The sequence below is a fragment of the Hymenobacter lapidarius genome, from assembly GCF_001816145.1.
Taxonomy (GTDB): Bacteria; Bacteroidota; Bacteroidia; order Cytophagales; family Hymenobacteraceae; genus Hymenobacter; species Hymenobacter lapidarius.
The window spans coordinates 16360-27340 of record NZ_MDZB01000115.1 but is presented as its reverse complement, the minus strand read 5'-3'; the positions used below and the strand labels follow the sequence as shown (position 1 = coordinate 27340).

Genomic DNA, 10981 nt, shown 5'->3' with positions numbered 1-10981 from the left:
ATATCTTTGGACAGGACTTCCATTAAAATGCGAAAAAAGGAGTGTCGTAACTCAAATTTCGCGCTTTTTTGGGAGTCCTTTTACTTTCTAAACAGCTTCATTGAGCAAAAAGTGACCGTTATGCAGAGCGCAACGAAGCATTTTGCTCACAGCGCTCAAGGACTGATTTACTGCTGTAAGAAAGATACTGCGGCATGCATGGCATTTAATTATGGCTGACTACTTAATAAAAAAAGCCCGTCCTAATTTAAATAGGACGAGCTTTTTGCTATTTCAAGCAGCTTCGGAATCAATCTCAAGCTTAGCCTAGTTAGCCGGTTCAGGCGCGGGGGCTTTCACGTATTTTTCCAGCCAGGCGTTGGTTTCCCAGAGCACGTGGAGCAGGTTTTCGCGGGCGGCGTAGCCGTGCGATTCGGCGGGCAGCACCACGTAGCGGGCGGTGGCGCCCTGACCTTTCAGCGCGGCGTAATACCGCTCGCTCTGGATGGGGTAGGTACCGGTGTTGTTGTCGGCCTCGCCGTGAATGAGCAGGATGGGCGTTTTGATTTTGTCGGCGTAGTTGAACGGCGACATGGCGTTGTACACCTCCTGCGCCTGCCAGTAGTTGCGCTCTTCGCCCTGGAAACCGTAGGGCGTGAGCGTGCGGTTGTAGGCGCCGCTGCGGGCAATGCCGGCCTTGAACAGGTTGGAGTGCGTGAGCAGGTTGGCCGTCATAAACGCGCCGTAGCTGTGGCCCATTACGCCCACGCGCTTGGGGTCGACCACACCCAGGCGGGCGCCTTCGTCGATGGCCGCTTTGGCGCTGCTCACCAGCTGCTCGATGTAAGTGTCGTTGGGGTCTTTGCTGCCTTCGCCCACAATCGGCACGCTGGCGTTGGCCAGCACCGCGTAGCCCTGCGTGACCCAGAACACCGGCGAGCCACCGTTCAAGCGCGTGAAGGTGAACGGCGAACCGGTGACCTGGCCGGCCGTGCTCTTATCCTTGAACTCCAGCGGGTAAGCCGACATGAGCATGGGCAGCGGGCCGTCGGACTTCTTGTAGTTCGGGGGCAGGTAGAGGTCGGCCGTGAGGGCCACGCCATCGGCGCGCTTGTACTTCAGCACCTGCTTGGGGAAGCTGCCGCCAAAGGCCGCGTACGGGTTCGGGAACTTGGTCACGGCCGTGAGCTTCTCCTTTTTGGTGGCATCGCGCAGGTAGTAGTTCGGCGATTGAGTGAGCGACTCGCGGCGCGTGAGCAGCTGCCGCTTCTTGCCGCTGGCATCCACAATGGCCACCGGCACTTCGTACACCGGCGCCTGCGACCGCCACCAGCGGGCAGTTTTCTTGCTAATCAGGTCCATTTCGTCCACAAAAGGCCGGTCGCCCTCGGGCGAGGCGCCATTGCCCATCAGGTAGATGGTCTGGCCCAAGGCGCCGCCCGTGAGCAGCACCGACTTGCCCTGGGCGTTGCGGTGCTCGTAGGGCGTGCCGGGGTCGTTGTACTTGTCCTCCGACGAGCCGTCGAAGAGCACGCTGAGCGGCGCGTCGGGCTTGCTGGGGTTCAGCTGCCAGGTGGTCTGGCGGCGGTCGGCCCAGCGGTAGCCTTCGACGAGGGCCAGCTGGCCGGTGCCCCAGTTCAGGCCGCCAAAGCGCATGGGCAGGGCCGCCAGCAGCTCCGGCGCACCCGTGAAGGGCGCTGCGATGGTAAAGAGCTTGTCGCGGATATCGGCTTTCGTTTTGGGGTTGCCGCCGTCCTGCGCTTCCACGTAGCAGATGGTGGCGGGCACGTCGGCGCGCCAGGTGTGGTTGCGCGGGCCGGTGCCGCCGCATCGTTCCCGATGGGCACGGCATCGGCCAGGGGCAGGTCGGCCAGGGTTTTCACCGGGGCGCCGCTGGCCAGGTCCAACACGTCAATGCGCTGCGGAAACCGGCTGATGGGCAGCGTGTAGGCATAGGGCCGGTGGCGGGTGCGCACCAGCACGTACTTGCCATCGGGCGAGGGCGAGGCGGTTTGAATCACGCCGGGCTGGCCCAGGGGTTGGGCGGCGCCGTCGGCCAGGCTCACTTTTACGAGCTGCGAGGTGGCGTAGTAGTCAAACTGCCGCTCGTCGGCGGGGCTTTTCAGCAAATCCTGGTAGGTGGGGGCGGCGGTTTTTTTGCCGCCGCCGCTTTCCTGCACGGCCGGGCCGGTGGGCACGGCATCGGCGGCCGGCGCGGCGCCGCGGCCCGCGGGCACGGTGCAGGCCACTATGGTTTTGCTGTCCGACACCCAATCGAAGGCGTTGCCGAAGGCGTCGTTCAAGGGCATGGCCAGCAGGCGGCGGGCGGTGGCGCCGGCCACGTCGGCCACCCACAGCTCCACGCGGCCATCAGTGCCGGAGCCGGGCGTGGTGAGGGCAAAGGCCATCGTTTTATTGTCGGGCGACCAGCTCACGCTGCTGATGCGGGCCTGGTCCGGCAGACCCTTCACGTCGATTTCGGCACCATTGGGCAGGGTTTTGAGCTTGATGCCCACGGCGTAGCTCACGCGGCTCTGGCCGTTGGTGCGGGGGTTGACGCGCAGACCGGCCAGCCGCAGCTCGGGCTGGGAAAGCTCGGCGATGGTGGGGAAGTCCTGCACTTGCAGCAGCGCCATCACCCGCCCGTCGGACGACAGGCTAACCCGCGACGTGGGCGGCGCCAGCAGCAGGTCCTGCAGGGCCTTGGGCGGGGTTTGGTACTGGAATTCCTGCGCTTGCGTCCCGGCTACGGTGGCTAGCAGCAAGCTGGCGGAGAGAACTATTTTTTTCATACGCGGCGATGAGAAGAGTACCCGGATTCGGCAGCTGCCGATGCCGAAAGGTAACAACAGTGATGGGGGCAGGTGGTACAAGTTTTGGGCGGGCGGCGGTATGTGCAAGCAGGCTTCTTCCTTGTCCAGTGAGCACGGACACGCCTTCCAGCCAAGGGTTGCAAACGCCAGCACGCAGCGGCGCCGCTCGCATTGCGCACCACCAGCGCAGCCGGCCGCATAGTGGCGGCGGCTGGTTGCGTTTCCGGCTCGTCCTCCTTAATCTTTGCTCCATGAAAACGCTGCTCCTGCCCACCAAAACCTACCGCCTCAACGGCCGCCTCTGGCTCGAAACCGAGGACGGCCGCTTCCTGGGCATCGGCCGGCTGGAGCTGCTGGAGCACATCGCCGCGCTGGGCTCCATATCGAAGGCCGCCCAGGCCATGGGCATGTCCTACAAGCGCGCCTGGGACTTGGTGAGCTCCATGAACGCGCAGGCCGCCACGCCCTTTGTAACCACCCAAACCGGCGGCACCCGCGGCGGCGGGGCGGCGGTAACGGCCGCCGGCCACGAAGCCATCGTGGCGTTTCAGGCCCTGCAGGCGCGTTTCCAGGCATTTATGAGCGCCGAAACGCATCGAATTCAGGAGTAAGCCACGAGCTGCGAGTCGTTATATCTTTGCAAATACAACGACTGTTTTTATGGCTCTACTCATACTCCGCGCCCTGGCGTTTTCCGGCGTGCTGCTGGCCACGCTGCGGGCGGCTGGCCAAACCGCCGCGCCCGCCGATACCACCCGCCAAAACGTGGACCTGACCGAAGTGGTAGTATCCGCTTCGCGGGTTGAGGAGAGTTTTTTGCAGTCGCCGGTGACGGTGGAAAAGCTCAATCCGAGGGCCCTGCGGCTCACGCCCGCGCCGTCGTTCTTCGATGCCATTGAGCACCTCAAGGGCGTGCAGGTCATTACACCCAGCTTGGCCTTCAAGGTCATCAATGCCCGGGGCTTCACCAACACCACTAACGTGCGCTTCGCCCAGCTCGTGGACGGCGTGGACAACCAGGCGCCGCACATCGGCGCGCCCATCGGCAACGTACTGGGGCCAAGCGACCTGGACATCAGCTCGGTAGAAATTGTGCCCGGCACGGCCTCGGCGCTTTACGGGCTGAACGCCATCAACGGGCTGGCGAATTTCCGGACCAAAAACCCGTTCAGCTCGGAAGGGCTGAGCGTGCGGCAGCAGACAGGCATCAATCACCTCAACGACTCTAATACAAAGTCATTCGAGACCGGCAGCTCGACTGAAAATCTTTATTCCGAAACCAGTCTGCGCTATGCCAAAGTGCTGTTGGCCGACAAGCTGGCTTTCAAAATAAACGGCACCTACCTGCGCGCCTCCGACTGGGTGGCCAACGACCAGACCGACCTGTTTGCCAAAGGCAACGCCACCACCGGCCTGTTCGGGGCCGACAACCCAGCCCGCGACCCCACCAATAGCTACGGCAACGAATCGTCAGACCGCAGTACGCTCACGCTCGGCGGCCGGCAATACGTGGTGGCCCGCACCGGCTACCTGGAGCGCGACCTGGTGGACTATTCCATCCGCAGCCTGCGGGCCGATGGGGCCCTGTACTACCGCTTCCGGCCCGGCACGGAGCTGGCTTACACCTACCGCGTGGCCGGTTTCGACAACGTGTATCAGCGCTCGAACCGCTTCGGGCTGCAGGATTACCGCCTGCAGCAGCACGCTCTTACCCTCACCACGCCCGTGGTGCAGGCCCGCGCCTACTTCACCCGCGAAAACACCGGCCAGAGCTACAACCTGCGCTCCATGGGCGAGAACCTGGAGCGCAGCTTCAAGCCCGACGCTCGGTGGAACGCCGACTATACCGGCGCCTGGAACGCCGCCGTGGCCGCCGGCCAGCCCATCGCCCAAGCCCATGCCACCGCCCGCACCGCCGCCGACGCCGGCCGCCTGCAGCCCGGCACCGACGCCTTCAACCAGCGCCTCACCCAGTTGCAGGACATCAATAATTGGGACGTGGGCGCGGCCCTGCGCGTGGAAGCCGACCTGCTCCACGGCGAGGCCCAGCTGAACGTGGCCGAGGCCCTGCGCCGCCGCGGTACCCGCGTGCCCGCCCACCTCGACCTGCTGGCCGGAGCCGACCACCGCACTTATATCGTGGTGCCCGACGGAAACTACTTCATCAACCCCGCGCCCGGCCAGGACCCACTCGCCAACAACCTGACGTACTCCAAAACCGGTGGCTTCCTGCAGGCCGGCGGCCGGTTTTTGGACGAAAAACTGCGCCTCACCGCCACCGTGCGCGTGGACAAAAACGACTATTTCGACGTAAAATTCAACCCGCGCTTCACGGCCGTTTTTTCGCCCACGCAACAGCAAAATTTTCGCCTGAGCTACCAGAGCGGCTATCGTTTCCCGAGCCTGTTCGAGGGCTTTTCCAACGTAAACAGCGGACAGGTGAAGCGCATCGGCGGGCTGCGGGTAATGTCGGACGGCGTGTTTGAAAACAGCTACCTCCGCACCAGCATCGATGTTTTTAATACAGCCGTGACAGCCGCCATAAACGCCAATACCTCTGCGCAAACTGCGGCCCAGAAGCGCCAGCAGGCCATTGCCCAAAACCAAGGCCGGCTGGTGAAAAACCCCTACACCTACCTCAAACCCGAGTACATCCGCTCGCTGGAGGTGGGCTACAAAGCGGCCTTCGGGCCCGGCGGCCGGTTGGTGGCGGACGTGGATTTCTACTACAATTCCTACCGCAACTTCATTGCCCAGGTGGAAGCCTACGTACCGGTCACAGCCTCTGGCACGCCCATCACCAACGCCGACCTGAATACTGTGGCCACCACGCTCAACGCCCGCGCCGGCCAGGCCCGCTACCGCCTCTGGACCAACTCCCAGAGCCAGGTATACAACTTCGGCGGCTCGGCTGGCCTGCGTTACGAACTGGCCCGTGGATACCTCGTGGGGGCCAATACCACCTACACCCGCCTGGCTCGCACCGAAAGCGGCGACGGCCTGGAAGACGGCTTCAACACCCCGCGCTGGGCCTACAACCTGAGTGCCGGCAACGAGAATGTGTACCAGCACATCGGCTTCGGCCTGAACTACCGCTGGCAGCAAGGCTACTATTCCCAAACCTTCCTGGTAAATGGCACAGTGCCCGCCTACCACACCCTCGATACCCAGGTAATCTACGCCGTGCCCAAAGCCGACCTGCGCTTCAAACTAGGCGCCAGCAACATGCTCAATAATTACTACGTGACTTATCTGGGCGGCCCCAGCGTGGGCGGACTGTACTACCTGGCCATGACGTATCAGGTATTTTAAGTAGTCACTGCTGTTACGCACCAACGAGCTGGCATTAAAAAAGAATGTCATGCTGAGCATAGTCGAAGCATTTCGGTCCCAGCCCCTAGCCCCCCATATGAGGAGATGGGCCGGTGATATGGGTTTAATAAAACGCAAAAAAGGCCCGCTCTCATCGAGCGGGCCTTTTTCTTCCTTTGCGATTACCGCGCGGGCAACCTACTTACGCTTGACCGGAGCCTTACGTACGGGGGCCTTTTTCATGGGCGCCTTGCGGGTTGGCACCGGCTTGCCCTGGGCTTTAATCTCCGTGATGGTCGGAGCAGCACCGTACTTCACTTCGGCGGCGTTGGTCTCACCGGTCAGGAAGGGGTCGAAGTCTACGCGGCGGTTGAGGGCCTGGCCGGCAGCCGTTGCGTTGTCGGCAATGGGCTTGGTTTCGCCATAGCCACGGGCTTCAATGCGCTCAGCGGGGATGCCTTTGCTCAGCATGTAAGCACGGGCCGAAGCGGCACGCTCGTAGCTCAGACCGAGGTTAAAGTTGTCGGCACCTTTGCTATCGGTGTGGCCGGCAATGCTCAGGCTATAGTCCGGGTAGTCGTTCATAATCTGCACCATCTGCTCCAGTTTCGGATACGACGAGGCCTTCAGGGTGGCCTTGTTGAAGTCGAAGTTGATGTACTTGGTGGCTTCGTTCAGGATTTTCTTAGCCTCGGCTTTAATCTCGGGGCAGCCTTTGTTGCTGGCGGGGCCGGCACGGTCGGGGCAGCGGTCCTGGAAGTCGGGCACACCGTCACCGTCGCGGTCGAGCGGGCAGCCGCTGGCGTCTACTTTCACACCGGCGGGGGTGTCGGGGCACTTGTCATCCTGGTCAGTCACGCCGTCGTTGTCGGCATCGGGGCAACCGGCCAGCTCAGCTTTGCCAGGGGTGTCGGGGCACTTGTCGTCCGCATCGCGCACGCCGTCGCCGTCGCGGTCAGGGCAACCTTCGAGTGCGGCTAGGCCTTTCTCGTCGGGGCACTTATCCTGGTAATCGGGAACACCGTCGCCGTCCTTATCAAGCGGGCAGCCGTTGGGGTCCACGGCCACACCGGCGGGGGTGCCAGGGCACTTGTCCTTTTTATCGGATACGCCGTCTTTGTCCTCGTCCTTCATTTGGCCCAAGGCGAAGGTCAAGCCCGCGGTATGCTGCAGGAACCGGTCGTCAATCCGGTTGTCGTCGCGCACGGGGTCGCCGTCGATGTTGGCACCAAACGGAATGTGCTGCCCCGTCTGGATGAACAGGCCCACGCCGTCACTCAAGCGGAAATTGATGCCGGCCGCGCCCATCAGGTCGAAGCTTGTGGCATTTTCATCGGTGGACCTACCCCGGTACGTTGCTTCCCGGCTGAAGTAAGCCAGGCCCGGTGCGATGGTCAGGTAAGGCTGAATAAAGGCGTCTTCTTTGATGGCCCAGCCGTTATTCAGCTTGAACTTGAACGCCAGATTGCCGTGCACCACGTTAGTGCTAAAAGAATTGGCCCTGTTACTGGTCTGGGCGCCTTTCAGTTCCGTGTACCCCAAGGCCAGGCCCAGGTCCAGGCCGGAGCTCAGGTAGCGGTTGAAGGTAATGCCAGGGCCACCGTTGCTTTTGCTGAAGTCCCAGAAGTAGGAACCGTAGTTGCCTTTGTACTGGTAGGCGCTGCCGTAGAGGCTGATGGCCGTTTTCTTGTCGGCGGTTTGGGCCTGCGAATGCGGGGCAGCCATGCCGAGCATCACCGCACCCAGCGCGAGGCCGCGCAGGAGTTGAGGTTTGAGGTGCATAATTTAATTAGGGGGAATGTGAAAGAAGGGTGACATGCGCCACCTACTCTTCAGTAAGTAGCGAATGTCCTGCTATACCCCATTTATCTAAAAAAGTTGCTACCCCTATACAACCCGCCACTTCTTCCATTGGTTAACATTGCTGATTATCAAGACTAAACATGCAACAATAGCACTGCTTCCTGCACCCACCGGACCAGCCCAGCATGGGCACCTCCATTAGCAGGAGCCGCACGGTGGTGTCAGCTTTGATGTCGAATCTGTCGGCCTCTTATAGCCCGAAGCCGTTGCGGCGGTGGAGTGCCTGCCCGGCAATGGTCACATCGCCTTCCAGCACGAAGGCACACATGCCGTTGCCCGCCTGCTTGAGCGCATACCCCAGGCTTACCCCGGCGTCCATGTGGGCGAGGTGAAACCAAGCGTCCTTATGAATCCAGACGCCGGCATCTTTGCGCGAGGGTGACAGCAATGCTCATCAAGGCGCTGAAATTGCTGCAAGCCCACGGCATTGTCACGCGGCGCCCCTACCCCACCGTGCCGCCCACCGTAGAATACAGCCTCACGGAATGCGGCCGCTCTCTGGAACTGGTGATTGACGCCATCCAGGCCTGGGGCGTGCAGAACCGGGCCGCGCTGGCAGCGCGCTAGCCGTCGCTCACGCATAAAAAAAGCCACCCGTTTGCAACGGGTGCTTTTTTTATGCAGAAAGTTGCGGCCTAGAAACGACCGAAATTCAGCCCCAGAATCAGTACGATACCAATTACCATCAGAATCAGGTACGTTTCTACGGCGCCGGTTTGGACGTAGCGCAGCAGGGTGCCACCGCCGTTCACGGCGCGGCCAAACACGCCGACCACGGGATTGATGATGCCGTTTTCCACGAACTTATACAAGCCGTTGGACAGCGCCATGATGGGCCGCGTAAATACCGCGTCGTACAACTCGTCGATGTAGTACTTGTGGTACACCAGGCTTTCGGGACCCGAGCGCTGGGCCTCGTCCTCGGCGGGACGCTGGGCGCGGGCCACGTAGAACACGTAGGCCAGCACGATGCCCAGCACGCCGGCCGCCACCGATAAACCCATGAGCATCAACTCCGTGTTGTGGTCGGGCTCGGCATTGAAGGCGGCGGGCAGCAGGCGCTGCGAGTAAGTGAAAACAGGCGCTAAGTACTCGGCCAGAAAATGCCGGCCACCCGTGAACATGGGGGCACCCATAAAGCCGCCCACCGCGGCCAGAATGGCCAGTACAATGAGCGGAAACGTCATCGAAGCGGGCGACTCGTGCAGGTGGTGCTTCTGTTCCGGAGTGCCGCGGAACTCGCCGAAAAAGGCCAGGAACAACAGACGGAACATATAGAAGGCCGTCATGAAAGCCGTGAGCAAACCCATGGCCCACAGCACTTTGCTGTGCTCAAAAGCGTGACTCAGAATTTCATCTTTGGAGAAAAAGCCCGAAAACGGCGGGATGCCCGAAATGGCCAGGCAGCCAATGAGGAACGTGAAAAAGGTGATGGGCAGGGCCTTGCGCAGGCCACCCATGCGGCGCAGGTCCTGCTCGTTGCTCATGGCGTGAATCACGGAGCCGGCCCCGAGGAACATCAGCGCCTTGAAAAAGGCGTGAGTGAGCACGTGGAACAGCGAGGTGCTGTAGCCCATCACACCCAGCGCCAGGAACATATAGCCGAGCTGCGAGACGGTGGAGTAGGCCAGCACTTTCTTGATGTCGTTTTGGGCCAGGCCGATGGTGGCGGCAAACAGGGCCGTGGCCGCGCCCACAATGGCCACCACCTCCAGGGTATCGGGGGCCAGCGTGAACAGCACGTTGGCCCGGAGCACCATGTAGATGCCCGCCGTAACCATGGTAGCGGCGTGAATCAGGGCCGAAACCGGCGTGGGGCCGGCCATGGCGTCGGGCAGCCAGGTGTAGAGCGGCAGCTGGGCCGACTTGCCCATGGCGCCCACAAACAGCAGCAGGGTGATGGCCGTGACCACGCCCGTGCCCACCTGCATGGTGCTGGCTTTCTGGAATACTTCGGCGTACTGCACCGAGTCGAAGGTGAGGTAAATCAGGAAGATGCCGAGCAGGAACCCCAGGTCGCCGATGCGGTTGATGATGAAGGCTTTCTTGGCGGCGTTGTTGTAGGCCGTGTTCTTGTTCCAGAAGCCGATGAGCAGGTAGGAGCACAAGCCCACGCCCTCCCAGCCAATGAAGAGAATGACGAAGTTGGCGCCCATCACCAGCAGCAGCATACTGAAAATGAACAGGTTCAGGAAGCTGAAGAACTTGCCCACGTTCTCATCGTGGTGCATGTAGCCGATGCTGTAGACGTGAATGAGAAAGCCCACGCCGGTCACCAGCAGCAGCATAATCAGGCTCAGCTGGTCGATTTGGTACTGAAAGGGAATCTGCAGCGAGCCCACCGAAATCCAGTCGAACAGCTGCACCGTGTACTGGTACTCGAAATTGAAGAACAGCAGCAGCGAAATCAGGAACGAGCCCAGCACAGTGGCGCTGCCGATGAGCCCGGCCACGGTGGCGGACAGCTTCCGGTTCAGCAGCCCATTCAGCAGGAAGCCCAGGAAGGGCAGCAGCGGAATCAGGACGTAGAGAAACGTGGAATAAGGGGCGTTGGCGCCGGGGAGAACGGTTTCCATTGGTGAATGGGGGAATGGGGGAATGGCTGAATGAATAAAGACGAAAGGCAGACGGGCGCAAGCATTCGCCCATTCCACCATTCAGTCATTCACCATTTGAGGCGGCTCAATAAGTTGACGTCGGTGGTCTGGAAGTTGCGGTAAATCATGACGATGATGCCCAGGCCCACCGCGACTTCGGCGGCGGCCACGGCCATGATGAAGAACACGAAAATCTGGCCGTTCGGGTCGGCGCGGTAGGCCGAAAACGCCGTGAGCAAAATATTCACCGCGTTGAGCATTAGCTCGACACACATGAAAATAATAATGGCATTGCGCCGCACCAGCACGCCCGTAACGCCGATGGCAAACAAGGCCGAGGCAAAGAAAACGTAGTACTGCAACTCAACGGTGCGGATTACTTCGGGAATGGTTTGGTCCATGCGTATAAGGGCCGGC

Annotated in this window: 10 protein-coding genes; 4 read left to right on the top strand and 6 right to left on the bottom strand. The window is 61.3% G+C overall.

Annotated features, from left to right (window positions below):
• Positions 1 to 219 (top strand): hypothetical protein (locus BEN47_RS21785; RefSeq protein WP_204378321.1); only part of this gene is annotated, 219 nt, incomplete at its 5' end.
• 87 nt (positions 220 to 306) lie between these two features.
• Here the strand turns inward: BEN47_RS21785 and BEN47_RS22155 are convergent.
• Both BEN47_RS22155 and BEN47_RS22150 read right to left on the bottom strand, forming a co-directional pair.
• Positions 307 to 1341 carry an alpha/beta hydrolase family protein gene (locus tag BEN47_RS22155; RefSeq protein ID WP_239691592.1) on the bottom strand — a complete coding sequence of 345 codons (1035 nt, stop codon included), beginning with the start codon at positions 1339 to 1341 and terminating at the stop codon, positions 307 to 309.
• Positions 1342 to 1616: 275 nt separating this feature from the next.
• Positions 1617 to 2771, bottom strand: coding sequence for a TolB-like translocation protein (locus BEN47_RS22150; protein ID WP_239691590.1), 1155 nt, complete (start codon positions 2769 to 2771; stop codon positions 1617 to 1619).
• A gap of 272 nt (positions 2772 to 3043) precedes the next feature.
• Between BEN47_RS22150 and BEN47_RS12660 the strand changes: the two genes are divergently transcribed.
• Both BEN47_RS12660 and BEN47_RS12655 read left to right on the top strand, forming a co-directional pair.
• Entirely contained in the window at positions 3044 to 3403 is a 360-nt protein-coding gene (locus tag BEN47_RS12660) for a winged helix-turn-helix domain-containing protein (protein ID WP_070728772.1), read from the top strand.
• A 49-nt stretch (positions 3404 to 3452) separates the two neighbouring features.
• Positions 3453 to 6104 (top strand): TonB-dependent receptor, encoded by a 2652-nt coding sequence (locus tag BEN47_RS12655; RefSeq protein WP_070728771.1) that lies wholly within the window; start codon positions 3453 to 3455, stop codon positions 6102 to 6104.
• A 198-nt stretch (positions 6105 to 6302) separates the two neighbouring features.
• Here BEN47_RS12655 and BEN47_RS22690 read toward each other — a convergent pair whose 3' ends face one another.
• Together BEN47_RS22690 and BEN47_RS12645 are read right to left on the bottom strand one after the other, a co-directional pair.
• On the bottom strand, positions 6303 to 7886 hold the full coding sequence (locus BEN47_RS22690) for an OmpA family protein (RefSeq protein WP_070728770.1): 1584 nt from the start codon (positions 7884 to 7886) through the stop codon (positions 6303 to 6305).
• Positions 7887 to 8157: 271 nt separating this feature from the next.
• Positions 8158 to 8355: a pirin family protein gene (locus BEN47_RS12645; protein WP_070728769.1), complete on the bottom strand. Its 198-nt coding sequence runs from the start codon at positions 8353 to 8355 to the stop codon at positions 8158 to 8160.
• Here BEN47_RS12645 and BEN47_RS12640 point away from each other — a divergent pair.
• Complete coding sequence (locus BEN47_RS12640; RefSeq protein ID WP_070728768.1) at positions 8355 to 8534, top strand: winged helix-turn-helix transcriptional regulator; 180 nt, start codon at positions 8355 to 8357, stop codon at positions 8532 to 8534. The two genes, BEN47_RS12645 and BEN47_RS12640, sit on opposite strands and share 1 nt — an antisense overlap.
• A 68-nt stretch (positions 8535 to 8602) precedes the next feature.
• Here BEN47_RS12640 and nuoL read toward each other — a convergent pair whose 3' ends face one another.
• Together nuoL and nuoK are read right to left on the bottom strand one after the other, a co-directional pair.
• Entirely contained in the window at positions 8603 to 10543 is a 1941-nt protein-coding gene (nuoL, locus tag BEN47_RS12635) for an NADH-quinone oxidoreductase subunit L (protein WP_070728767.1), read from the bottom strand.
• Between the two features lie 89 nt (positions 10544 to 10632).
• Positions 10633 to 10965 carry an NADH-quinone oxidoreductase subunit NuoK gene (nuoK, locus tag BEN47_RS12630; RefSeq protein ID WP_070728774.1) on the bottom strand — a complete coding sequence of 111 codons (333 nt, stop codon included), beginning with the start codon at positions 10963 to 10965 and terminating at the stop codon, positions 10633 to 10635.
• Positions 10966 to 10981: the final 16 nt, after the last annotated feature.

Excerpts from the sequence above, each read along its gene's own strand:
- BEN47_RS22155 (WP_239691592.1), bottom strand. The coding sequence starts at position 1,341 with ATGGACCTGATTAGCAAGAAAACTGCCCGCTGGTGGCGGTCGCAGGCG.
- BEN47_RS22150 (WP_239691590.1), bottom strand. The coding sequence starts at position 2,771 with ATGAAAAAAATAGTTCTCTCCGCCAGCTTGCTGCTAGCCACCGTAGCC.
- BEN47_RS12660 (WP_070728772.1), top strand. The coding sequence starts at position 3,044 with ATGAAAACGCTGCTCCTGCCCACCAAAACCTACCGCCTCAACGGCCGC.
- BEN47_RS12655 (WP_070728771.1), top strand. The coding sequence starts at position 3,453 with ATGGCTCTACTCATACTCCGCGCCCTGGCGTTTTCCGGCGTGCTGCTG.
- BEN47_RS22690 (WP_070728770.1), bottom strand. The coding sequence starts at position 7,886 with ATGCACCTCAAACCTCAACTCCTGCGCGGCCTCGCGCTGGGTGCGGTG.
- BEN47_RS12640 (WP_070728768.1), top strand. The coding sequence starts at position 8,355 with ATGCTCATCAAGGCGCTGAAATTGCTGCAAGCCCACGGCATTGTCACG.
- nuoL (WP_070728767.1), bottom strand. The coding sequence starts at position 10,543 with ATGGAAACCGTTCTCCCCGGCGCCAACGCCCCTTATTCCACGTTTCTC.
- nuoK (WP_070728774.1), bottom strand. The coding sequence starts at position 10,965 with ATGGACCAAACCATTCCCGAAGTAATCCGCACCGTTGAGTTGCAGTAC.